The organism is Mycobacterium neglectum, assembly GCF_002591975.1.
Taxonomy (GTDB): Bacteria; Actinomycetota; Actinomycetes; order Mycobacteriales; family Mycobacteriaceae; genus Mycobacterium; species Mycobacterium neglectum.
This window is the reverse complement of the sequence record NZ_NVQE01000023.1, coordinates 39,292-62,196: the sequence shown is the minus strand read 5'-3', so window position 1 is coordinate 62,196 and position 22,905 is coordinate 39,292. Positions and strand designations below refer to the sequence as shown.

Sequence of the window (22,905 nt, the reverse complement as noted above, 5' to 3'; positions counted from 1 at the left end):
GGTCATACGGTGGCCTCACTGGAGATGGCGTCGGACATCAGCACGCTCAGGTGCTGCCAGTAAATCCAATCGGCGATCGCTGCACGCTGATCAGCAGGGTCGACCGCGGTGTGTGCGCGGTACAGAGCCAGCTCCTGTGCATGGTCGGCGTAAGTCACGAAGTTCGCGAGCTGGACTTCCGCGCGGTCGGGCACGTTGCTCAAGAGTGGTCGGAAGACCTCGAACCACAGGTTCGAACGCCGGTCCTCGGGCGGGTTGGCATCAGTTGGCGGCGGAGGCAAGAGTTCGGACAGACCTGTGCTACCGACTGCGGCCAGTTTTGTCGCGGCATCGGGGGCGATCACCTGTAGGCGGTGGCGGCCCGCCATGGTCCCGTCGTCAGGGATGTCGTCGGGGTGTAGAACGAGCCTGGCTGCGCCGGGGTCGAATCCCTTGAACTGGTCCTCGGTGGCGATGACCGCGCGCAGATCGGTGTCGTGGTGCTGGGCCCAACCATGAAGCGCGAGTATGGGATACGTCGCCCAGGTACCGCGGACGGTGGCGGAGATGCTCTCGTCGGCGGTGGCCAGTCTGATGTTCTCGGGCAGGTTCACACCCTCGGGGATGTAGCCGAGGCCGTAGTTGTTGGCGACGACGATCGTGCCGTCCTTCATCAATCCGGTGAGCCAGTAGAAGCCGACGTCGATGATGCCGGCGTTGAGGGCGGCGGCGATGCGCTGGGCGAGCATCGCGGGATCTTTGCCGGTCGAGCGACGGCGTAGGGCACCGGCTGTTGCGGCTACAGCGGCGGCCTCACGATGGGCGCGGGCGGCCGAAACCGGAACGGGCGCAGCACCTACGGCGCCGGAGCCGGGGGCTGCGGTCGCGGGTGGAATGCCCGATCCGACGGGGCCGGGAGATGCGACGGGTGCGGCGGGTGGTGGCGTCGCTGGGGGGCCGAGTTGCACTGGAGGTGCGGCTGGAGCGCCGGTGCCCGGCGCGGGTGTGGGTGCGACGGGCGCTGCGGAATCGCCTGTCGGCCCTGCGGTAGAAGGGGTTTGGGCCGGCGTCGCGGGCGCGGGGGCGTCGGGGGGAACTGGCGGAGCGAGGGGTTGCGCGATCGGAACCGAGTTCATCGGCACGGACGGCTGCGTTGGCTGAATGGGTGTTTGGGCAGCCTTGGCCGCGGCCTCGGCCATGGAGCGCTGGAACTCGGTCAGCCCTTGGGCCGGGGTAGAAGGTGCGGCGCTCGCAGTACTGGGTGCGGTTGGCGCGCTCGGCGCGGATGGCGCTGACGGGCTCGACAGCGGGCTTGATGGCGAACTCGGGCTCGGGGACGTCGGCGCACTGGGAGCACTTGGCGCGCCGGGCATTCCAGGGAGACCGGGTCTGCCTGGTGGGACTGGCGGTGCCTCGGCGGGACGAGACGAAGGCGGCGTAGGGGAAGTTGGCGATTGGACTGGGTCTCGACCAGGCAAATTTGACGGGGGCGGTTCCGGCGCTGATTCGGGCGGCGGCGAAGCAGGGACAGTTTCGGGTGATTCGATCGGATCACGATCGTACGAGCTTGAGTTGTCCGGCAGCGCCACTTCACCAAGTTGCGGAGTAAGGGGTGGAGCGTTCGGGGGCTCATTGCTCAGCGGACCGACAGTGTTCGGCATCGGTTGTTGGGGCGCATTCCGCGGCGCGTTCGGACCAAACCACAAAGCTTCGGCATCTGACGGCTTCGGAATCTCAGGCAGCACAGCCGGTTTACCCGAAATGCGGGAACCTGCGAGTGAAACAATGCCGATCAACTCGGCGCGCATCCGATCTACAAACTCGCGAATCGCAGAATCCTTGATGTCCTCGGGGATCTTCTTGTTGCTCAGTACATTCTGGATCGCCTGATTCGCTGCCTCAACGAGGTCGACAATCTCTTGCTTGGCCTTGCCTACTTCGGCAGCGCTGGTATGGAAAAGCGCGGCGGAGTCATTGAGCTTCTGCGCGACCGTCTCGAGATCAGCTATCCGTCGATCAAGAGCGCCCGATGCCGCGCGTGCACCCCCACCCGCCCAGAGGCCGACACCACCGAACATTTGCGTACGCTGCTGTTGCGCACTCCCAAGTTGAGTGCTTACGGTCTTCGAGACTGTACTGAAGGCATCCCCGTAGCTGCGTAGCACATCTTCGTCGACATCTGGCCATGCCGGAGGATTCGTCATGCCATAGGGATCAGACGGCTTACCAAGGCCCATGGTTACGCCCCAGCCGCTTTGCACGCTTGGTAGATCAGCGACGTCAGACGGCCAGACGTACCCGATAAATACGCATCCGCAGAGGTATAAGTGGGCAACGCCAGAGAGTACGCCCGACGATATTGCGCGGAAAGAGCTGCGAAGTCCTGAACAACGGGGTTCGAACTGGATAGTCCTACCTTTTCGATGGCGTCGGCTTGGCTTTCCATTACAGGGATGACAGCGTCCACCACGGCTTGTTGTTGAGGAGTCCAATCAGTAGCGGAGATTGCAGAATCGATCGCTTGCCACTCGGCCGTCTCTGCCTCGAATTTGTCAGTCAGCCGGTCCCACTCGGCACAAGTACTATCGGCCGATTCTAGGAACCGCAGAGGATTGGCGGGATCGCTGAGGGGCGAGATTTCTGATGGTGATGCGGGGGCAGGGATTAGCGGGCCGCGCGCTTGAGCGGACCCATAGGTTATTGCGGCGCAGGTGTACACGAGGCTTGCAGTTGCCCCCATGAAAACCCCGGCAAGATAGTCATCATCAGGCACGTATGTCGCAATCGCTTCGCTGTATGCGCGTGCGTATGCGATGAACTGTTCGTAGAGCTCGCGCATGACGCGGTGTGGTGTGAGCTTCGCGAGCGCCACCGTTTGATCTGCAGCCGCAACCGCAGCCTTTTGGACCTCTTCGTACTGTGCGCGCTGCGTTGAGTTCCACTCAGACGCAGGAACAGCCGCGTCGCGCTCGTGCCAACCCTTGCGCTGGATAGCCACGAATGTGTCGTTGATCGGCCCCCATGCCGCGCAACTGGGATCCTCCGTGATGATGTTCGCAGGGCCTCTGTCGTCGGCGCTCGCTAATCCGAAGGTTTCACCCGTTGGCGATGGATCGCCATCAGCGCCAGCGCTGCCATCCTTCGTGACCGAGATCGTCACTGCCGCAGTCACTCCGATGACTACGAGAACAGCGAGCGCTCCGAGTCCCCACTTCCAGCCGCCACCCCGCTTCTTCTGGGGTGGGCTGGCGGCCCATGGCTGCTGCGGCCCCGGATAGCCTTGCGGCGGATACGGATTCCCGGGTGGAGGAGGCGGTGGACCGCCAGGCGGAGGTGGAATCGGTGGACCACCGGGCGGCTGAAAACTCACAGCGCGATCTCCGGCCCCGACTCAGCCGGACGTGTCGGAGCGGGCTTTGGCGCAGCCGGCGCCGCCGGTGCAGATTCTTGCGGACCAACGTCGGGCACCCGCTCGCCACCTGAATTGCCCGGCGCGGCTTCGGGCTGCTGCTCCGGCTTGTCCTCGGGCCCCTCCTCACGATCCTCTTCCGGCGTCCGCTCGTCATCGCCGAAGAGCGTGTCCCCGCCCTCGCCAGATTCCGCTAGCTGACTCGCCTGCTGCACGGCGCTCTGCACGCCCTGCATCATCGCCTGCGGGATCGCCGCAGCCATGCTTGCCAATTGCATCGGGATCTGCGCGGCCTGCTGAGCCATCTGCATCGGCATCTGCATCAGCTGGCCCATCTGATCGGATTGGCCTCCGCCCGCCGCCGGGGAGCCTGCCGCTGTGGAGCCCGGCGATCCGGCCGCGCTTCCGGTGCCGCCTGCTGGGCTACCGCCGCCACCACCCACCGCATCCTCGAACAGACCCAGACGCTTGAGGATCTCCTCGGCGATCTGCCGGTCTGTGCCGTCGTAGCTGTCCGCGGCCCGCATGACGTTCTGGGAAAAGCGGGTGAGCTCTTCTTTGGTGATCGGCATCTGAGCAATCACCGGATCGACCACCTCGGCCACCCTGCCGGCGATCGCCGTCGAAAGAGCATCGGTGCCCGTGGGGCTGAACGTAGCGGGCGGCTCCGGGATCAATCCCGCGATCGTTTCCAACTTGCCGCCGGACTGACGGACAAGAGCGGTATCGACCCGCAAATCCTCAGTCACGGTCACTCCCCATAGCAATCAGTCCCGAGCCGAGCTCTCGACAAGCCCCCTCAGCCGTCACGACGAAAATGCTACCGGAACTGCAATATCCCCATGCACACCAATTTGACCGATCCGACGTCGGCGAATGCGTCCCGTGGACTCGCGATCTACCGGCCGCGCCACCGGCAACAGAGTTACCGAATGCCTCGCGACTTAGCGCAGCCGTCACTGGCTAATGGAATGCCTCGACAGAGGCGAGCAAACGACCGACACGCCTCGAGAGTCGGCTTTGGTCACGCAAAATGCGCTCAGGCGTGCGTAGACCCGACACGGGGACCCAGAAAGGCAACGGAACCGCAGGACGGCCCAAACTAGCCGCCGAGGGCGGCGATCAGATCCTTGATCCGCGAGGTTTCGTCCTCGGTCGCGGGCTCCTCCACCTCAACGGCCTCGATGAGGTCCTTGCGCAGACCCACACCGTTCGCCGCCTCCTTGGTGGACAGCTTTGCGCGCCCACGCGTGACATACAGTCGCTGACCCAACGTCCCGCTGGGTCCGTTGGCCGCGACCTCCATCAGGTCGTCGTAGCGCCTGCGCACACCGCTGAGCGCGACGATGACCGACGGCGTCGCCCGGCCCCGCCCGGCGGCGTCTGTCAGCGAGCCGATCAGCTTGCGCAGGCCCACCAAAATAACCCCGGCGCGGTTCGCGAACTCCGGATCCTGGGGGTCCGGCAGCGCGTCGATCGCAACGTCGTACATGTGCATCGCCGCGTCGGACATCCCGACTATTACTGGAGCTTCGCCGTCATTCGGTGCTGAATCAGCCACAGCCACTCGCTTCTTCCTCGGTTCGGAACGCCGAAACCGTAGCCGGTACCGACCACCGATTCAACCGCTACAAAGCCAGCAAACAACATGTCTCCAACGTCAGATCTCGGGCGATTCAATTCCGTCGGACATGGGTAGGTTTGAACACTGTATGGATCACACCGGGCACGACCCAACTGAAGGCAGCCACGTCGAGGATGGCGTGGTTGAGCACCCGAACGCGGAAGATTTCGAGCACGCGCGTGCGCTGCCCGAAGACCGCACCTGGTTCAAGCACGCCGTGTTTTACGAAGTCCTCGTGCGTGCCTTCCACGACTCCAACTCCGACGGCATCGGTGATCTACGCGGACTCACTGAACGCCTCGACTACCTGAAATGGCTTGGGGTCGACTGTCTTTGGCTCCCACCGTTCTATGATTCGCCGTTGCGCGACGGCGGCTACGACATCCGCGATTTCTACAAGGTGCTTCCCGAGTTCGGCACCGTCGAGGACTTCGTCGAGCTGCTGGACGCAGCGCACCGCCGCGGCATCCGCATCATCACTGACCTGGTCATGAACCACACCTCGGATTCGCACGAGTGGTTTCAGGAGTCGCGGCGCAACCCCGACGGCCCCTACGGCGACTTCTTCGTCTGGAGCGACTCGAGTGAGCGGTACCAGGACGCCCGCATCATCTTCGTCGACACCGAGGAGTCCAACTGGACGTACGACCCGGTGCGCAGGCAGTTCTACTGGCATCGGTTCTTCTCACACCAGCCCGACCTGAACTACGACAACCCGGCCGTGCAGGAAGCCATGATCGACGTCCTGCGGTTCTGGCTGGACCTCGGCATCGACGGCTTCCGCCTCGACGCCGTGCCCTACCTGTTCGAGCGGGAGGGCACCAACTGCGAGAACCTGCCCGAGACGCACGCATTCCTGCGGCACTGTCGCAAGGTCATCGACGACGAGTTCCCAGGGCGTGTCCTGCTGGCCGAAGCCAACCAGTGGCCCGCCGACGTGGTCGCGTACTTCGGCGATCCGAAAACCGGCGGCGACGAATGCCACATGGCGTTCCACTTCCCGCTGATGCCAAGGATTTTCATGGCGGTTCGGCGTGAGTCGCGGTTCCCCATCTCCGAGATCATGGCCCAGACGCCGCCGATTCCGGATATGGCGCAATGGGGCATCTTCCTGCGCAACCACGACGAGTTGACGCTCGAGATGGTCACCGACGAAGAGCGCGACTACATGTACTCCGAGTACGCCAAAGACCCGAGGATGAAGGCCAACGTCGGCATCCGGAGGCGGCTGGCCCCGCTGCTGGATAACGACCGCAACCAGATCGAACTGTTCACGGCGCTGCTGCTGTCACTGCCCGGCTCGCCGGTGCTGTACTACGGCGACGAGATCGGGATGGGCGACATCATCTGGCTCGGCGACCGCGACAGCGTTCGCACCGCGATGCAGTGGACGCCGGACCGCAACGCGGGCTTCTCCACCGCGAATCCCGGCCGGCTGTATCTGCCGCCCAACCAGGACGCGATTTACGGCTATCAGTCGGTGAATGTCGAGGCGCAACGAGACAGCTCGACGTCGCTGTTGAACTGGACACGCACCATGCTGGCTGTGCGGCGACGCCACGACGCGTTCGCGATCGGAACCTTCCGCGAGCTCGGCGGGTCCAACCCGTCGGTACTGACGTACGTTCGCGAGATGGAAGACGAGGAACAGGGCGGCACCGTGCTGTGCGTCAACAACCTGTCGCGCTTCCCGCAGCCCATCGAGCTGAACCTGCAGCACTGGAACGGCTACACGCCGATCGAGATGACCGGGCACGTCGAGTTCCCGCGTATCGGTCAGCTGCCGTACCTGCTCACCCTGCCCGGCCATGGTTTCTATTGGTTCGCCCTGCGGGAGCCAGAACCGGAACCTGGAGTCGCGCTGTGAATCTGCCTTTCGACGAGTGGCTTCCGCAGCAGCGCTGGTACGCCGGGCGTAGCCGCGAACTCGCCTCAACCAACCCCGCCGTTGTCGTCTCACTGCGCGACGGCTTGGACCTCGTTCTGCTCGACGTGTCCTACACCGACGGCAGTTCAGAGCGCTACCAGGTGATCGTGCAGTGGAATGACGCCGGGCCCATCGAGGAGTACGCCGACATTGCGACCATCGGCACCGACGGCGACCGCACCGCCTATGACGCGCTCTACGACCCGACGGCCGGGCAGTATCTGCTGTCGCTGATCGACACGTCGGCGACGGTCGGCCCGCCCGAAGCGCCAGTGCGTTTCCTCAAGGAACCCGACGCCATACTGCCGCTCGACATCGCTCCGCGGTTGTTGGGCGTCGAGCAGAGCAATTCCAGCGTGGTCTTCGAGCAGGAAGCCGTCCTCAAGATCTTTCGCCGCATCACCGGAGGCACCAACCCGGACATCGAACTCAACCGGGTGCTGGCGCGAGCGGAAAACCCGCACGTGGCACGGCTGCTGGGGTCCTTCGAGACGACGTGGGACGGACAACCATGCGCGCTCGGCATGGTCACCGATTTCGCCGCGAACTCCGCCGAGGGGTGGGACATGGCGCTGGCCAGTACGCGCGACCTGTTCGCCGAAGGTGACCTCTACGCCGACGAGGTCGGTGGCGATTTCGCCGGCGAGTCCTTCCGATTGGGGGAGGCGGTCGCGTCGGTGCACGCGACGCTGGCCGAGCAGCTGGAGACCGCCTCGACCCAGTTCGCGACCGACACCATGCTGGAGCGATTGGCGGCGGTCGCGAAGGCGGTGCCGGAACTCGAGGAGTACGTCCCGCTGATCGAGGAGCGCTACCGCAAGCTCGCCGAGGAGACCATCGTCGTGCAACGCATTCACGGCGACCTGCATCTCGGCCAGGTGCTGCGCACCCCGGAGGGCTGGCTGGTGATCGACTTCGAAGGTGAGCCCGGACAGCCGCTCGACCAGCGCAGACGGCCCGATTCGCCGCTGCGGGACGTGGCCGGAATGCTGCGTTCCTACGAGTACGCGGCATTCCAGCGGCTGATGGACCAGTCCAGCGACTCTCGAGATGAGGATCGTGACCGTCAACTCGGCGCGCGGGCCCGCGAGTGGGTGGACCGCAACGCCGGCTCGTTCTGCGAGGGATACGCCGAGGTGTCCGGCACCGACCCGCGCGATTTCGGGCCCCTGCTCCTGGCGTATGAACTCGACAAGGCGGTGTACGAGGCGGGCTACGAAGCCCGGCACCGACCCAGTTGGCTGCCCATCCCGTTGAAGTCGATCGCGCGGCTCGTCGGCTGAGGAGCGTAACGGTGGCGGCGACATACCGCACCACCGCTACATGACGACACAACAGATCGAATCCACGCAGAAGAACACCTTCGATACGGCCGCGGGCCTGATCGTGCGCTACGGCCTGGTCATCGTGCTCGCCTGGTACGGCGGACTGAAATTCATGAGGTATGAGGCCGAGGGCATCGTGCCGCTGGTGTCCGACAGCCCGCTGATGAGCTGGGTTTATGACGTCTTCTCGGTGTCGACGTTCTCGGCGCTGCTCGGCGTCTTCGAGATCGCGGCCGCCGTGTTGCTCGCGGTCAAGCCGTGGTGGCCCAAGATATCCGTAGCGGGAAGCCTGCTCGCCGTCGCACTCTTCGCCTCGACGATAAGTTTCATGTTCACCACCACCGGGGTATTCGAGGATGCACAGGGCGGATTCCCGGCGCTGTCGCTGACGGGTGGCTTCCTGATGAAAGATATTGCGCTGCTGGGAATCTCCGTGTGGACCTTGGCCGACGCCGTGCGGGCACTGCGTCGCTAGCTTCGAGGAGAGTGCCAGCATGGCGAAGTACTCGGTCAACGACGGCGCGGTGGCGAAGGCGCGAGAACTGATCGACGCCCGCCAGTACGTGCTCGACAGCGACTGGGGTGACGTGCAGCCTCGCGCCGATGACCAGAACTCCTATCTCGAATCGCATTCATGGGAGGACTACGCACAATGGCATCTCGGGCTGACCGAGGGCGCCACCGACGGCACCAAGGCGCGTTATGCATTCGTCTACGGCGACCTCAGGAGGCTGCACCGCACCGGCCTGATCGCGTGCGTCTACCGGGCGGCCGAATGGCGGCACAAGGACGTCGAGGTCGCCGCTTATGAGCTGTTGCAGTATCTGGACGACAAGACCGGGCTGAAGCCCAGCAGATCTACCGCCGGAGCATGAGATCCAGGACGTTCCCGCGCAGCGGTGCGGGTGGCTCGTGGGTGGTGAGCGGTGCCTCCCGCTGTTTAACGGAGTCCCGCGTCGGGCACCATGGCAGACATGGCACGCGACGTATCCGACGACAACCCGCTCACGCCCGAAGAGGCACTCGACTCCGACGAGGTCCGCAACGACGACGGTGACGAGGTGGTCGACCCGCCGGAGAAATGGATCGACGCCAAAGAGGACGAGACGCTGGACGAGCGCCTCGCCGAGGAAGTGCCCGACGTCGGGCCCGATGACATCGACGTTCGCGATGCCGACGACAGCCCCAGGAGGACCGTGACGATGTCCGACGACCAACTCGACCGTCTCGACTCCGCGCACCACGGCACCGACCGCGGTCAGATCGATGGAACGCCGGAGGACGGCGAGTCGTTCTTCGACGTCGAGCGGTAAACCGGCTAGAGAGAGGCCGCCTGCAGCACCACGACCGCGCGACCCTCCACCGTCACCGCGCCGCCGGAGGCGACGGGTTTGGGTTCGCCTTCGGCGTTCGGGTCCCCGGCGGTATCAATCACCGGGATCCATGCTGGACCGAACCGGTCTTCGGGCAGCGCGAACTCGATCGGCTCGAAATGGGCGTTGAAGCACAGCACGAACGAATCGTCGGTCACCCGCTGGCCGCGCTCGTCGAGATCAGGGATGCCGTGCCCGTTGAGATACACCGCAATCGATTTGGCGAACCCGGAGTCCCAGTCTTCGTCGCTCATCTCCGAGCCGTCGGGTGCGAACCACGCAATGTCGGGTAGGCCGTCGCCTCCGCGCTTGCGCACCGGGACGCCGGAGAAGAATCGCTTCCGCCGGAACACCGGGTGCGCGGCGCGCAGCGCCGACACGGCGCCGGTGAACTCGATCAGCTCGGTGTCTGCGGTCGACCAGTCGATCCAGGACAATTCGTTGTCCTGGCAGTAGACGTTGTTGTTGCCCTCCTGCGTGCGCCCGAGTTCGTCGCCGTGCGCGAGCATCGGAACGCCTTGGGAAAGAAGAAGTGTGGTCAGGAAGTTGCGTTGCTGCCGGGCGCGCAGCGCATTGATCTCCTGGTCGTCGGTCGGACCTTCGACCCCGCAGTTCCACGACCGATTGTGACTTTCCCCGTCGTTATTGTCCTCGCCGTTGGCGTCGTTGTGTTTCTCGTTGTAGGACACCAGGTCCCGCAAGGTGAACCCGTCGTGGGCGACGACGAAATTGATCGACGCCACCGGCCGCCGCGCGGTGTTCTCGTAGAGATCGGCTGAGCCGGTCAACCGGGCGGCGAACTCGTCGAGCGTGGCCGGCTCTCCGCGCCAGTAGTCGCGCACGGTGTCGCGGTACTTGCCGTTCCATTCCGTCCACTGCGGCGGGAAGTTGCCGACCTGATAGCCGCCCGGACCGACGTCCCACGGCTCGGCGATCAGCTTGACCTGGCTGACCGTCGGATCCTGTTGCACTAGTTCGAAGAACGTCGACAGCCGGTCCACATCGTAGAACTCGCGGGCCAGCGTCGAAGCGAGGTCGAACCGGAAACCGTCGACGTGCATCTCGGTCACCCAGTACCGCAGCGAGTCCATGATCAGCTGCAGCGTGTGTGGATGCCTGACGTTGAGGCTGTTGCCGGTCCCGGTGTAGTCCATGTAGTAACGCTTGTCGTCTTCGACAAGTCGGTAGTAGGCCGCGTTGTCGATGCCGCGCATGGAAAGCGTCGGGCCCATGTGGTTGCCCTCGGCGGTGTGGTTGTAGACGACGTCGAGGATCACCTCGATGCCCGCCTCGTGCAATGCGCGCACCATCGCCTTGAACTCCTGCACCTGCCCGCCGGGGTTGGGGCTGGAGCTGTATTTGGAATCCGGAGCCAGGAACCCGATGGTGTTGTATCCCCAGTAGTTGGACAGACCTTTCTCGATCAGCGTCGAATCGTTCGCGTAATGGTGGACGGGCATGAGTTCGATCGCGTTGACGCCCAACGTCTTCAGATGCTCGATGATCACCGGGTGCGCGACGGCGGCGTAGGTGCCGCGGATCTGCTCGGGGATGTCCGGATGCGTCTGTGTGAGTCCCTTGACGTGTGCCTCGTAGATGACGGTGTCGGCGTACTCGTGGCCCGGCGGGCGGTCGACGCCCCAGTCGAAGAACGGGTTGATGACGACGCACTTGGGCATGCTGGCCGCCGAATCGTCGTCGTTGCGGCTGTCGGGATCGCCGAAGTTGTAGCCGAACAGCGACTGATTCCAGTCGAAGTTGCCCTCGATAGCCTTGGCGTACGGGTCCAGAAGCAGCTTGTTGGGATTGCATCGGTGGCCTGCGTCGGGGTCGTTCGCTCCGTGCACCCGGTAGCCGTAGCGATGCCCCGGCTCGACGTTGGGGATGAATGCATGCCAGACGAAGCCGTCGACCTCGGGCAGCGTGAGTCGAGTTTCGACGCCGTCGGCATCAAACAAGCACAGTTCGACGCGGTCGGCCGCCTCGCTGAACAGCGCGAAGTTCGTGCCTGTGCCGTCATAGGTCGCACCCAGCGGGTAGGCCTTTCCGGGCCAGACCTCAAACTGGGTGGTGACCTGCTGGTTGGCGGCTTGCGTCAAGGTTATGGCTCCAAAGATCGACGGATACGGATGAAGGCGACGTTAAGGGATGCCCAATGCGACAGCATTACAACCAATGAGCCCGTCGTCCGAATACCGCACATTATTGCTGGCCATCGATGGTGGTGTGGCAACCATCACGCTCAACCGGCCCGAACAGCGAAACGCCGTCGGCGACGGGATGCGTGAGGAGCTCGTGGACGCCTACCGAGCCTGCGACCGCGACAACGGAGTGCGTGCCATCGTGCTGACCGGCGCACCGCCCGCGTTCTGCGCAGGTGCCGATCTCGCCGCGGGCGAAGACACCTTTGCCGCGCCCGGAGCGGGGTTCTCGGCGGCCGGCATCGACGTGCCCGCCTGGACGCTGTCAAAGCCGGTGATCGCCGCGGTCAACGGCCATGCGATCGGGTTGGGCCTGACGCTGGCGCTGCAGTGCGACATCCGGTTCTTCGCCGGCGACGCCCGATACGGCGTTGTCCAGGTGCGGCGCGGAGTCGTCGGCGACGCGTACTCGCACTGGGTGCTGCCGCGGCTGGTCGGGATCGCCAACGCCGCCGAAATCCTTTTGACCGGAGCGACATTCGACGGGCATCGGGCAGTTGAGCTCGGCTTGGGCAGCCGGGTGCTCGACGCCGACGAGGTGCTCCCCGCAGCCCTGGAGGTGGCGCATGACATCGCCACCAACACCGCGCCGATGTCGGTGGCGGCCAGCAAACGGTTGTTGTGGGATTCGTTCGACCTCGACCGCGCAGCGGTGGGCCGCCGCGAAACCGAGATCCACCTCGCGGTCATGGCGCACGACGACGCGAAGGAAGGTGTGCGCGCCTTCCAAGCGGGTAGGCCGCCCGAGTGGTCGGGCAACCCGGTGGACCCCACCGTGCCGGGTTGAGCGCTAGCTGATCTCGACGCCGGCGGCGCGCATGTCCTCGATGGCCTTGGCCGTCGACTCGGGCGCGACGCCGGCTGTCAGGTCCAGCAGCACGCGAGTGGCGAAGCCCGCCTCCACGGCGGCGGCGGCCGTCGCTTGCACGCAGTAATCCGTCGCGATGCCGACGATGTCGACCCCATCGATGCTGCGTTCCCGCAGCCAGTCGGCCAAGGGTGTGCCGTCGTCGTCGGCGCCTTCGAAACCGCTGTAGGCGGCCGCGTACTGGCCCTTGCGGAAGACAACCTCGACGGCACTGGTGTCCAGGTTCGGATGGAATTCGGCGCCCGATGTCTGGACTACACAGTGCCGCGGCCACGACACCGCATAGTCCGGATGGTCGGAGAAATGTTCACCGGGATCGATGTGGAAGTCCTTGGTGGCGACGACGTGCGCGTAGCCGTGGTCACCCGCGAGCAACTCGCTGATGCCGCTGGCTACCTCGGCGCCCCGACTCACCTCCAGCGAACCGCCCTCGCAGAAGTCGTTCTGAACGTCGGTGATGATCAGTGCCCGCATAATAAAAATTTACCCTCCGAACAACAGGTACAGCCCGGTGAACGTATAGCCGACCATCACCAGCATCATCGCGAGTTGACCCGTCAACTGGTGGGCCTTGGGCAGCAGACGCAGCGCCCGGTCGTGCGCGGCCACCACACCGGCGACATGCCCGGCGACCACGAAGCCGACCTTGAGGGTGGCCAGCAGCGAAGGATGAAGGGACAGAAAGTAGTTCACGTCGGCGTCCATACCCAGCAGCAGGTGGACGGTCTGCTGTCCCCGCTCGATCAGGTACGTAAGGTAGTGCGCGAACACGTAGCCCACGACGATCGGGATGAGCGAATGCGCCATCTGCCCCGGCAGTGCGCGCCGCTGTTCGTGATCGACTCCGCCGGTCGCCCTTGCGGCTAACCAGAACGTCGCCGCGACCACCCCGGAAAACACCAGCAGTCCCGCCGTGTTGATCAGCGTTGCCGTCGCGGCGGATCCCGCAGTCTCGTCGATGAACGTGCGCCATTGCGGCCTCGCCGAGAAACTGTCGAACGCCGTCGACCCCAGTAGCACCGCCAGCACCGCGAGGATGCCCGGTCGCACCGGCAGCGACGGCAGATGGTCGAACGGGTTGCCGATCGCGATGCGGCCGTCGCGGTTGCGCCGCAGCGCCGACAACCGCGACACCACCATGCTGTACACCTCGAAAGGGTCGGCGCGCGCGCACCAGCGCGCGCCGCACACCAAAGCTCCGGTGAGGGTGACTGCCAGGTAGATAAGCAGCCAAATCCGAATGGCGGCAAGCGATCCCGGATCTGGACTGGCCAGCTCCAGCCATACGAACGCGAACAGGCCCAGCGCCGCAGGCCAGTACCCTAGCGCCGCCGGATAGCTGCGCAGCGACTTGCCGCCGAGCAATCGGTGCACCGTGCGCACCGGTGAGAGCACCTGCCACACCGGGCCGAGCACCAGCGACACCGCGACCAGCCCGACCCACATCAGCACGTAGAAAATGCCGGGCAGCGGATTGTCGGCGTTTTGCGGACCGAGGAATGCGGCCAGGGCCACCCACACCGCGAGCAGCAGGCCGATGATGCCGACCGCCCAGCGGGTGACCGGTGCGTCGACTGCGGCGGTCACCCAGCGCGGCAGCTCACGGCCGGGCTTGTCGGGATCGAATCGCGGCTTGCGCCACGCCAGTGCTACCACGGCGAACGTGAACGTGAGTGCCCACGCCGCACCGATCAGCGCGTACGTGAACGGGATCGGAAGATCCGCTGAGCCGCCCAGTCCATGGGCCAGTACGGTCACCGGTCCGTCCGCGTTCACCGCACGGTGATGGTGGCGACGGTCTTGTTCAGCTCATGCAGCTCGACATCGACCTTGCCGGGCACGGCGACGGTGAACTGAAATGACTGGCCGGGTTTGGCCTCGATCTGGTACGAGTGCTCGGGGTTCGAGTGGACGTGCAACTCGTCGACGGCGTCGCTATCGACACGGAAGACGATCGGCTCATTGACCGTCGCCTCCAACTGCTCGTTGGTGGGCGTCACCGTGCCACCCGCGATCTTGACGTCCACGACGAGCCGATCGGCCGGCGCCTGCTGATCGGTCACGTCCGAGGGGTTGACCGTCGACGCTGACGAGCTGGCCTGTGTGCCGCTTAGACTTTCGCCACCGCCACAACCGGCGGCCAGGAAGGCGACCGTGACGAAAATTGACAGAACCGTTGCGCTTCTCACGGTCACCCGTCTTCTCCTGCCGCGGCCGTCCCGTCGCTGCGAGGTGCGTCGCCCTTGCGCCGATTTCTCACCGCGACGTAAACGACGACCCCCGCTACCACGAAGGCAGGGGCGAACGCCGGGACGGCGAGCCAGACCGAGTGATCAGCCAGGATGACGACATTGGGTTCGGGCATCATGCTTGCGCGGTCGGCTGCAGCTCGGCCTCGCTGGCATGCGGTTCGCTGTTATTGATCCGGCCTGCGCCCCAGGTGATTCCGGCGATCATTGCGAGTGTGCAGACCAGCACGATCAAGCAGCCGATGAGCCACAGCGACTGGGGGATGTCAGGACTGCGCTCGCGTTGCAGGATGGTGATCTCGGCGACGACCGGTCGCGTCGTGGACGCCTCAGCAGGCACTTCCTGTGCGCCGATGCCGGGATCGCCCGCCAGATAGATCGGCACGGCGGCGAAGGTTCTGCCGTCGTGAAGCCGCAGCAGCGTCTTCCATTCACCGGACACCGGCATCGGCTCGGTGGACCGGAAGTGGCCCGGACCCACGTTCTCGAGATTGTCGACGAACATCCCACGGTCGTTGTCCAGTCCACCCTGCCAACCCAGCACCGACACCCAGTTGGGATCGTCGCTGACCAGGTTCGCCGGGGTGAGCTGCACGTCGGCCGTCGCGTAACGTTCGCCGTCGCTACTGGGCACATCCGTGAGAGTGATGGTGGCCGAAGCACTTTGGGGGACGTCGTAGCGCAGACCATTGGCCGCCGCGCCGCCGATGACCAGGACCGTGAGTGCGACGAGCCCGACGCCGATGGCGCGGCCGGGTAACCGCTGGCCCGTCAGCACCATGCCGATCATCGCGCCGCATCCACCGGTGAGGATGGCGACCGGCACGGCCATGGCCAGCGCTTCCGGCCACATGCTCGTTGGCCACGGGTGGTAGTAGACGGCGTTGATCCACAGTGACTCCACCCAGAGCCCCACGGTGCCGATGCCCAGTCCGGCAACCAGGCCGAACACGACGGGTCGTTTCAGCAGTGGGGTCAGGGCGAGCAGTTCGACGATGATTGCGGCCCCGAGGTAGAGCGGGAACCAGTTGACGGGCGCGTCCAGGACGGGAGCCACCAGGAAGGCGACGATCCCGCGCAAACCAATGGCGACGACCGCGGCGATGAGGGCGGCCCCCCGGCCCATGAAGATCCTGGCGGCCACCAAGGCGAGCGCGGCTGCGGCGGCAATCAGCATGGGCTCGAACACCTGCCGGAACTGCGGCACCCCGAAGTCGAATTCGATCTGGTAGACCGACGCGCCGATCAGCACACCGGCGAAGGCGAGGTACTGGACGAACTTGAGGCCGATGCCATCCGGCGGGGTGTCGTCGGTCCTGGCCTTGCGACCCTCGTGTTCGAGGTACAACGCGGCCAAGGTGGAGAAGCCGGCGCCGCCGATCATCATCAAGTGGGTGGGACCCCACAGGGTGACGTCCTGCCCGAAGATGCGGTGCCAGACGTCGTCGAGGGGAAAGCCCATCAGTGCGTAGAGGCCGCATCCGGCCATCACCAGTCCACCGACCGGCGCGTACCAGTCGTCGGTGATCCGGACCGCTGCGGGGCCGGGCCGGGCATCTTCTCCCAGGGGCAGCACCATCGCGGTGCACCCCGCGACGAAGATGCCGAACAACCCGATGAGGATGAAGTAGTGCGCCGGATTGGCCAACGCGCCGTCGTCTCGACCGTTGCCGATGTGCAGGCTGACGTCCCAGATGAAGCCGAACAGCGCGCAGATGATGGACGCGATGAACATCCCCACCGGCAGCGCCACCCACGGGGGCCGTTTGAACCGGCGGCCCGTCCAGTCGGCGAGGCTGGTCAGCCACGTGATCTTGTGATTGCGGTGCATCCAGCCGATCCACAGCAGAATCGCCGCGACGACGCCGCCGGCGACCGTCAAGCCGATGATTTCGTTGAGCGCGGCCCCGCCACCCTCGCTGCCTTGAGCAAGAGAATCCATTTTCATTCCACCCGTTGATTAGCGCCGGAAAACTTACCCGTCGGTAATGTTGCCAGAACTGCCCAACCTGAAACCAGGGGTATCGGGTAACCGCGCGTCAGGGGGTGAGGACCACCTTGACCATGCCGTCCTCTTTCTTCTGGAAGGTCTCGTAGGCATCGGGGGCCGCCGAGAGCGGCAGCCGGTGGGTGGCGAACTGCTCGACGCCGAGGGGGTCGTCGTCGGTGAGCAATCCCATGATGTCGGGAATCCACTTCTTGACGTTGGCCTGGCCCATCCGCAGTTGAATCTGCTTGTCGAACAGCGTCATCAGATTGATCGGGTCCGCCGCTCCGCCGTACACACCGGACAGTGAGATGGTGCCGCCCCTGCGCACCAGCGCGATCGCCATGTTGAACGCCGCGAGGCGGTCCACACCGGCGTGCTTCATCACCGCACGGCCGACCGGCGACGGCAGGAACCCGCTGGCGGTCTGCGCGGCGGTCGCGACCGGCGATCCGTGGGCTTCCATCCCGACGGCGTCGATCACAGCGTCGGCGCCGCGACCCGAGGTGTAGCTATTGACGACTTCTTCGGCATCGTTGCTTCGAAGGTCGACGACCTCCGAGCAGTACTGCCGCGCGCGGTCCAGCCGCTCGGTGACCAGGTCCACGCCGATCACCGTGCACTTCTTGCGATGGGAAGCGATGCGGCAGGCCATCGATCCGATGGGTCCCAGACCCAGCACCACGAGCGTGCCGCCGTCGGGCACGTCGGCGTACTCGACGCCCTGCCACGCGGTGGGCAGCACGTCGGATAGATAGACGTAGCGTTCGTCAGGCCCGTCGTCGGGCACCTTGATGTGCGTGTACTGAGCCTGCGGCACGCGCAGGTACTCGGCCTGCCCGCCGGCGACCTCGCCGTAGAGCTTCGAGTAGCCGAACAGCGCGGCGCCGGTGCCCTGATCGCGGTTCTGCGTCGTCTCGCACTGGCTCTGCAGACCCTGCCCGCACATGAAGCAGTGCCCGCAACAGATGTTGAACGGGATCACGATCCGGTCGCCGACTTTGAGGTTCTCGACTTCACGGCCCACTTCCTCGACGATGCCCATCGCCTCGTGCCCGAGAATGTCGCCCGGGCTCATGAAGGCGCCGAGCACTTCGTACAGGTGCAGGTCGGACCCACAGATGTTGGTGCTCGTCACCCGGATGATCGCGTCGTTGGGCTCCTTGAGCGCCGGATCGGGCACATTGTCGACGGATACCTTTCGTCGCCCCTGCCACGTAACTGCTCGCATCGGATCCTCCCTTGACGGTTGACGGTTGACGGTTGACGGTTACGAGTCACGTGCCCGCTCGGGCATGGCCCAAACCTCACTTGCGGGGCGGTTGCAACACCTTCATCGCCAACCGCATGAGCGGCGCGGGAACCTGGTCCTTGGCCGAGAGCGCCGCGCTGGCGACCTGGGTCCGCACGGGTGTACCGCGGCCGAACATTCGGTTGAGCGGTCCGCCGGTGGGTTCGAGGTCGACGTGCAGCGGCGGCTTTCCGTCAGCGGCGCCGAGTGCGTTGGCGATCACGATGCGCTGGATCTCGCTGGTTCCCTCGAAGATGGTGTACAGCTTGGCATCTCGATACCACTTCTCGACGGGATGGTCCTTGACGTAGCCCCATCCGCCCATGGTCTGGATGGCGCGCTCGGTGGTTTTCACGGCCACCTCGCTGGCGGCCAGCTTCGACATCGATCCCTCGCCGCGTTCGAACGGCACGCCGCTGCCCGCCATCCAGGAGGCCCGCCACGTGAGCAACCGCGCGGCGTCGATCTGGGTGGCGAGGTCGGCGAGCGGAAACGCGATGCCCTGGTGATCGATGATCGGCGCCCCGAACGCTTCGCGCCGGTTGGCGTACTCGGTGGCGTATTCCAGTGCAGCCCTGGCGATCCCGAGGGCCTGCGCGGCGACCATCGGTCGTGTCTGCTCGAACGTGCCGAGCGTGGCTGAACCGGAATGCGCGGCGCCTTCGATGGCTTCGCGCGCCCTGGCGAGTTTGTGGTCGAGCTTGTCCTGGCCACCGAGCAGGTTGGCTGCGGGCACCCGGACGTCGTTGAACTTCAGCTCGGCGGTGTGTGAGGCTCGACAACCCATTTTGTCGAGCTTGCGGACCATCTCCAGGCCCGGCGTACCGCCGGGGACGACGAACAGCGCCTGGCCCTTGTGGCCGAGCTCCTCGTCGACGACGGCGTTGACGACGTGGACGTTGGCGATGCCGCCGTTGCCGATCCACATCTTGTGGCCGTTGATGATCCAGTCGGCATCCGGCCCCGAACCGTCGCGGCGGGCCGTGGTGCGTAGATTCCGCACGTCGCTGCCGCCCTCGGGTTCGGAGATCGCCAGGGCAGCCAGCTTGAGATCGCCTGGTGTTCCGAAGCATTCGGGTGCCCACTCGAGCATCTGCTCCGGCGAAGCCGCCTGGCCGATCGCGGAGAGAGCCAGGGCGGGCATCACGACCGCCAGCCCGATCCCGGCACAGCCCCAGAACAACTCCTCCATGAACATCGGCAGTGAAAGCCCGGTCGGGTCGCCGATGAGATCGCGGTAGAACAGTGGACTGTAGAAGCCCTGGACCGCCGCTTCCTCCAGGACCGGCCATGGGAACTCCTGGCGCTGGTCGTATTCGGCCGCCACCGGACGGACCACCTGTTCGGCGAATTCGTGGGTGCGGCGGGCCAGGTCGTGTTGCGCCGCAGTCGGCGTGAGGTCGAAGGTCATCAGGGCCTCGATTAGCCGCCTGCTGTCAATCCGAAACACTTGTTCACGGAAATGGCCGTTGACAGGGACAAGCCCCCGGATGCCTGGGGGAACATCGCGGGGGCTTGTCGTGGTGAGGGGCTAATTCACCGGTTATTACTTCACGTCGACGTAGACCGTTTTGTTGGGCACCTTTACCCGCAGGTCGTTTCCCGGCCCTTTGAGAGCCGCCGGGCTGTACGTCTGTTCTGAACGTATTGCGATAACGCTGGCTTCTTCGAGCGGCGCGTTACCGATGCGGTTGACGATCACCGTAAAGCCGTGAGCTTGCAGATCGCTGATCGTGTCTTGCGCGTTCCCTGGACCCGCCGGCGTGGCCGAAGCCGGCACAGCTAGCCCGAAAAAAGCGGCGGCCAGTGCACTCGCGGCGACGGTGGCGAATCCAAGCCTCTTCATCATCTTTGGAGCCCTCTACTCTCTTGCGTTTCGTATTCTCAGCCGCAGCATCTCCTCGCATCTATCGCTGCAACTGATCTGGTAAACCACCAGGTCAGGCATTTAATTCCGGTGGCAGCAATTGGTTGCCAAGTGGCAGGAATCGCGCTGGGGAAACTGCGGGTGGCCCACGATCGCCGAATGCAATTGGACCAGTCGGCGCACACTGGATCCGATGAAGCTCGCCGGTCTTCGGCTGCGCCAGCGCGACGGGGTGACGTGCGGCCCCTCGGTCGCGGTGATGGCCGGCGCGCTGCTCGATCCCGCCCGCCATGCGGCGTTGGCCGAACCGGAATCCGGGGCAGCACTGTTCGCGGCGGAACAATTGCGTGTGCATGCCGACGTGAACCGAATCTGGCCTCGGCGGCTCGGCACGACGCCGTGGGGAATGGCGCGAGCGCTGACGGCGATGGGAGCCACGGCCGGGGTCTGCTACCGCTGGCGGCTGTTCCGCGGCCGCCGCGACAATCTGTTCGATGTGGTGGCGGCGGTCAGCGCCGACCGGCCGGTGGCGATGCTCGTGGGCCGGGGGATTCCGAGGCACTGGGTGCTGATCGTCGCGACGGCTGAAGGGCGGCTGACCTGCTACGAGCCGTCGTCAGGGGAGTTGCGGTCGGTCGATGTTGCCGCGGTCCGGGAGTCACGACTGACCGGGCTGGGCTACCCACGTCCGTTCGCGTTCGTGACGCCCTGTTCGAACGTATGATCGAACGGTGGGTGAGCTCCAGTCGATCGGCTACAACGGGCAACCCGTGCAGCAGGCCTTCCGCCGGGTCGACCCGGCGGTGGCGGTGCTCGTCGACCTGGCCACCGTGTTCCCCCGCGAGCCGCATCGGACGGGCGGCTACAACCCGGCGGGATTGCAGATGCACTCGGTCGTCGAGGGCAGGTTGTCGTGCTGGGCCATCTGCGAGCAGGGCCACTGGTGGGGGTTGGTCACCTACGAGATCGCCTACGGGGCCCGCCGCAGAGCGGTGACGCACTGGATTCCGGCGTGGACGCTCAAACGGAAGGCCAACTAGGCCGACATCCGAGGTGCAGTGGTGATCAGTCGACCGTTCAGGCTCCGCTGCAGGGAGACCAACTTCTGGTCCAGTTTGTCCAGCCGGGCGAGCAGTGCCTGACCATCGCTACGCGACAGCGTCTCCAACGGGAACACGCCGACGGCCTTGCAACCGGCTTCAATTGCTTCCAGCGCCTCGACGAGCGCTTCTTTATCCGAACGCATGTTCGAATCATACCTCCGGGTTCTGACACGTGACGGAAGTCCGCAGGCTCACGCTTCGTGCCCTGGCTCCAGATCGCGAACATCGGCGAAGGTCACCAGTTGGTCGAATGTGTCCGGCGCATCGCCTTCGACCGGCTGCAGCAGAAATCCGACGTGATCACCGACGTCGTATCGGCTGAGCACCTCGCCGACGAACCATCCCGCCGCATCTTCGAGGATCGGCAGGCCATGCGGTCCTTCGTGCCATGCGGTCCGCGCGAATTTGTCCGTGCGGTCACCGGTCTCGCTGCCGAACAGCCGGGCCAGCTCGCTGTGCCGCCGCGGCAACAGATGCACGGCCAGATGGGTCGCGTCGCATGCGACCCGATACGTGTGGTTCTTCTCGGACAGGCCGACCATGAATCGCGGCGGCCCGATACTCACCTGGCTCGTGAACCCGACCAGGCAGCCGGCCCGCTTGTCACCGGCGCTGGTGGTGACGACGTACATCGGATAGTCCAGCATTGAGACAAGTTTCTCGAAGGCTTCCATCGCTTTCCCGTCACTAGGGTTGGGCTATGTCCAGAAAGTATGCGTCTTCCGACGCCGTCGATCTGCCCCAGCTGCTGGAGTTCGTCCGACCGCGACATCGCATGGTGCTCACCACTTTTCGCGCGGACGGATCGTTGCAGAGTTCGCCGGTGACAGGTGGGGTCGACGACCACGGCCGGATCGTGATTTCGAGCTACCCGCAGCGGGCCAAGTCCACGAACCTGAAGCGCACGCCACGCGCGAGCATCACGGTTCTGTCCGACGAGTTCAACGGCGCCTACGTACAGGTCGACGGCGACGCCGAAGTCATCGACCTGCCCGACGCCGTCGAGCCGCTGGTGGATTACTTCCGTTCCATCTCCGGCGAACATCCCGACTGGGACGAATACCGGCAGGCGATGGTCGACCAGGGCAAGTGCCTGATCCGTGTCACGCCGACGCGGTGGGGCCCGGTGGCCACCGGCGGCTTCCCGCCCGAACGAGAGCAATAGCACTCAGGCGTCGAGATCCAGCAGCAGCGAGCCGGCCGGATCGGCGCGGAACTTCCCACTGCCGGTCGCGCCCGTGAGCTCGCCGGTGCCCGACACGACCCGCATGGTCGCCGTGGCGACACCGTCGGCGAATTCGCCGTCATGCATCAGAACCAGTCCGCCGCGCCGGCCGCCGACGGTTCCGGTGATGTGCTCGACCCCGACGTAGGTCGCCGACTTGTCCGGTGCGTAGGCCATCAGCCACTTGGTCGTCGAGGTGCCGTCGATGTCCCCGGAGTAGCGCTTGGTAACCAACGCCTCGGTGAGCTTCGTCTCCTCGTCGCCGTCTTCGAACGGCGTCTCGTCCCAACTGCCGATCTCGAATGCCGCCTTGATTTGTGTGGTCATCACCGGCGAATACCCCCGGTGAGGGGTTTGGAACCGACCCGGACTGAACAGGCCGAAGAGCGCGCATCGCGGCGTATGTGGTAGTCAGAGCAGTACGGACGCGTTGCGTCCGATAGCTAGTCAAACTATAGTCTGGACACATGTCCAGAG

26 protein-coding genes and 1 pseudogene are annotated in these 22,905 nt (G+C 65.1%); 10 read left to right on the top strand and 17 right to left on the bottom strand.

Annotation, left to right across the window (positions count from 1 at the left end):
• Nucleotides 1-2: 2 nt before the first annotated feature.
• Nucleotides 3-1,178, bottom strand: coding sequence for a secretion protein EccK (locus CSQ99_RS18510; RefSeq protein ID WP_245908984.1), 1,176 nt, complete (start codon nt 1,176-1,178; stop codon nt 3-5).
• Nucleotides 1,179-1,219: 41 nt separating this feature from the next.
• Between CSQ99_RS18510 and CSQ99_RS18505 the strand changes: the two genes are divergently transcribed.
• Nucleotides 1,220-1,420, top strand: a complete 201-nt coding sequence (locus tag CSQ99_RS18505; RefSeq protein ID WP_099040458.1) for a hypothetical protein — start codon at nt 1,220-1,222, stop codon at nt 1,418-1,420.
• Nucleotides 1,421-1,886: 466 nt separating this feature from the next.
• Here CSQ99_RS18505 and CSQ99_RS31980 read toward each other — a convergent pair.
• The 4 genes and pseudogenes from CSQ99_RS31980 to CSQ99_RS18485 all read right to left on the bottom strand — a co-directional run.
• Nucleotides 1,887-2,183: pseudogene (locus CSQ99_RS31980) on the bottom strand (WXG100-like domain-containing protein); the annotation flags it as partial.
• Nucleotides 2,184-2,218: 35 nt separating this feature from the next.
• Complete coding sequence (locus CSQ99_RS18495) at nt 2,219-3,139, bottom strand: hypothetical protein (RefSeq protein WP_141562695.1); 921 nt, start codon at nt 3,137-3,139, stop codon at nt 2,219-2,221.
• A 206-nt stretch (nt 3,140-3,345) separates the two neighbouring features.
• Nucleotides 3,346-4,137, bottom strand: a complete 792-nt coding sequence (locus CSQ99_RS18490) for a type VII secretion target (protein ID WP_099040504.1) — start codon at nt 4,135-4,137, stop codon at nt 3,346-3,348.
• A gap of 353 nt (nt 4,138-4,490) precedes the next feature.
• Entirely contained in the window at nt 4,491-4,880 is a 390-nt protein-coding gene (locus CSQ99_RS18485; RefSeq protein ID WP_099040503.1) for a hypothetical protein, read from the bottom strand.
• A gap of 220 nt (nt 4,881-5,100) precedes the next feature.
• Between CSQ99_RS18485 and treS the strand changes: the two genes are divergently transcribed.
• From treS to CSQ99_RS18460, 5 genes are all read left to right on the top strand, one after another.
• Nucleotides 5,101-6,879 carry a maltose alpha-D-glucosyltransferase gene (treS, locus tag CSQ99_RS18480; RefSeq protein WP_099040455.1) on the top strand — a complete coding sequence of 593 codons (1,779 nt, stop codon included), beginning with the start codon at nt 5,101-5,103 and terminating at the stop codon, nt 6,877-6,879.
• Nucleotides 6,876-8,222, top strand: coding sequence for a maltokinase N-terminal cap-like domain-containing protein (locus tag CSQ99_RS18475; protein WP_099040454.1), 1,347 nt, complete (start codon nt 6,876-6,878; stop codon nt 8,220-8,222). The genes treS and CSQ99_RS18475 overlap by 4 nt, the downstream gene beginning before the upstream one ends.
• A 40-nt stretch (nt 8,223-8,262) precedes the next feature.
• Nucleotides 8,263-8,739 (top strand): YkgB family protein, encoded by a 477-nt coding sequence (locus CSQ99_RS18470; RefSeq protein ID WP_099040453.1) that lies wholly within the window; start codon nt 8,263-8,265, stop codon nt 8,737-8,739.
• 19 nt (nt 8,740-8,758) lie between these two features.
• Nucleotides 8,759-9,139: a hypothetical protein gene (locus CSQ99_RS18465; protein WP_099040452.1), complete on the top strand. Its 381-nt coding sequence runs from the start codon at nt 8,759-8,761 to the stop codon at nt 9,137-9,139.
• Nucleotides 9,140-9,229: 90 nt separating this feature from the next.
• Entirely contained in the window at nt 9,230-9,577 is a 348-nt protein-coding gene (locus CSQ99_RS18460) for a hypothetical protein (protein WP_176561083.1), read from the top strand.
• Between the two features lie 5 nt (nt 9,578-9,582).
• On the opposite strand, the gene glgX is transcribed toward CSQ99_RS18460, so the two are convergent.
• Nucleotides 9,583-11,736 carry a glycogen debranching protein GlgX gene (glgX, locus tag CSQ99_RS18455; protein ID WP_099040451.1) on the bottom strand — a complete coding sequence of 718 codons (2,154 nt, stop codon included), beginning with the start codon at nt 11,734-11,736 and terminating at the stop codon, nt 9,583-9,585.
• 49 nt (nt 11,737-11,785) lie between these two features.
• Here glgX and CSQ99_RS18450 point away from each other — a divergent pair, with 49 nt between their 5' ends.
• Nucleotides 11,786-12,625, top strand: a complete 840-nt coding sequence (locus tag CSQ99_RS18450; RefSeq protein ID WP_099040450.1) for an enoyl-CoA hydratase/isomerase family protein — start codon at nt 11,786-11,788, stop codon at nt 12,623-12,625.
• Nucleotides 12,626-12,628: 3 nt separating this feature from the next.
• Here CSQ99_RS18450 and CSQ99_RS18445 read toward each other — a convergent pair whose 3' ends face one another.
• The 8 genes from CSQ99_RS18445 to CSQ99_RS18415 all read right to left on the bottom strand — a co-directional run bounded on the left by CSQ99_RS18445 (nt 12,629) and on the right by CSQ99_RS18415 (nt 20,079).
• Nucleotides 12,629-13,180 carry an isochorismatase family protein gene (locus CSQ99_RS18445; RefSeq protein ID WP_099040449.1) on the bottom strand — a complete coding sequence of 184 codons (552 nt, stop codon included), beginning with the start codon at nt 13,178-13,180 and terminating at the stop codon, nt 12,629-12,631.
• 9 nt (nt 13,181-13,189) lie between these two features.
• Nucleotides 13,190-14,482 carry a hypothetical protein gene (locus CSQ99_RS18440; protein ID WP_176561082.1) on the bottom strand — a complete coding sequence of 431 codons (1,293 nt, stop codon included), beginning with the start codon at nt 14,480-14,482 and terminating at the stop codon, nt 13,190-13,192.
• A complete protein-coding gene (locus CSQ99_RS18435; RefSeq protein ID WP_099040500.1) occupies nt 14,479-14,895 on the bottom strand; it encodes a hypothetical protein in 417 nt (138 codons plus the stop codon). The genes CSQ99_RS18440 and CSQ99_RS18435 overlap by 4 nt, the downstream gene beginning before the upstream one ends.
• 2 nt (nt 14,896-14,897) lie before the next feature.
• Nucleotides 14,898-15,071 (bottom strand): hypothetical protein, encoded by a 174-nt coding sequence (locus CSQ99_RS31030; RefSeq protein WP_176561081.1) that lies wholly within the window; start codon nt 15,069-15,071, stop codon nt 14,898-14,900.
• Nucleotides 15,071-16,897, bottom strand: a complete 1,827-nt coding sequence (locus CSQ99_RS18430; RefSeq protein WP_245908982.1) for a hypothetical protein — start codon at nt 16,895-16,897, stop codon at nt 15,071-15,073. The genes CSQ99_RS31030 and CSQ99_RS18430 overlap by 1 nt, the downstream gene beginning before the upstream one ends.
• Nucleotides 16,898-16,994: 97 nt before the next feature.
• Nucleotides 16,995-18,173, bottom strand: coding sequence for a zinc-dependent alcohol dehydrogenase (locus CSQ99_RS18425; RefSeq protein ID WP_099040447.1), 1,179 nt, complete (start codon nt 18,171-18,173; stop codon nt 16,995-16,997).
• 76 nt (nt 18,174-18,249) lie between these two features.
• Nucleotides 18,250-19,644, bottom strand: a complete 1,395-nt coding sequence (locus tag CSQ99_RS18420; RefSeq protein WP_099040446.1) for an acyl-CoA dehydrogenase family protein — start codon at nt 19,642-19,644, stop codon at nt 18,250-18,252.
• 135 nt (nt 19,645-19,779) lie between these two features.
• Nucleotides 19,780-20,079, bottom strand: coding sequence for a hypothetical protein (locus CSQ99_RS18415; protein ID WP_099040499.1), 300 nt, complete (start codon nt 20,077-20,079; stop codon nt 19,780-19,782).
• Between the two features lie 214 nt (nt 20,080-20,293).
• Here CSQ99_RS18415 and CSQ99_RS18410 point away from each other — a divergent pair, with 214 nt between their 5' ends.
• Both CSQ99_RS18410 and CSQ99_RS18405 read left to right on the top strand, forming a co-directional pair.
• Nucleotides 20,294-20,824: a hypothetical protein gene (locus CSQ99_RS18410; protein ID WP_099040498.1), complete on the top strand. Its 531-nt coding sequence runs from the start codon at nt 20,294-20,296 to the stop codon at nt 20,822-20,824.
• 7 nt (nt 20,825-20,831) lie between these two features.
• Nucleotides 20,832-21,140, top strand: a complete 309-nt coding sequence (locus CSQ99_RS18405) for a hypothetical protein (RefSeq protein WP_099040445.1) — start codon at nt 20,832-20,834, stop codon at nt 21,138-21,140.
• On the opposite strand, the gene CSQ99_RS18400 is transcribed toward CSQ99_RS18405, so the two are convergent.
• Both CSQ99_RS18400 and CSQ99_RS18395 read right to left on the bottom strand, forming a co-directional pair.
• A complete protein-coding gene (locus CSQ99_RS18400; RefSeq protein ID WP_099040444.1) occupies nt 21,137-21,346 on the bottom strand; it encodes a hypothetical protein in 210 nt (69 codons plus the stop codon). The genes CSQ99_RS18405 and CSQ99_RS18400 overlap by 4 nt on opposite strands.
• Before the next feature lie 48 nt (nt 21,347-21,394).
• Nucleotides 21,395-21,877 carry a flavin reductase family protein gene (locus tag CSQ99_RS18395; protein WP_099040443.1) on the bottom strand — a complete coding sequence of 161 codons (483 nt, stop codon included), beginning with the start codon at nt 21,875-21,877 and terminating at the stop codon, nt 21,395-21,397.
• A 26-nt stretch (nt 21,878-21,903) separates the two neighbouring features.
• Here CSQ99_RS18395 and CSQ99_RS18390 point away from each other — a divergent pair, with 26 nt between their 5' ends.
• Complete coding sequence (locus CSQ99_RS18390; RefSeq protein WP_099040442.1) at nt 21,904-22,368, top strand: PPOX class F420-dependent oxidoreductase; 465 nt, start codon at nt 21,904-21,906, stop codon at nt 22,366-22,368.
• 3 nt (nt 22,369-22,371) lie between these two features.
• Here the strand turns inward: CSQ99_RS18390 and CSQ99_RS18385 are convergent, their stop codons facing one another.
• A complete protein-coding gene (locus CSQ99_RS18385; RefSeq protein WP_099040441.1) occupies nt 22,372-22,755 on the bottom strand; it encodes a DUF3224 domain-containing protein in 384 nt (127 codons plus the stop codon).
• Between the last annotated feature and the right edge of the window lie 150 nt (nt 22,756-22,905).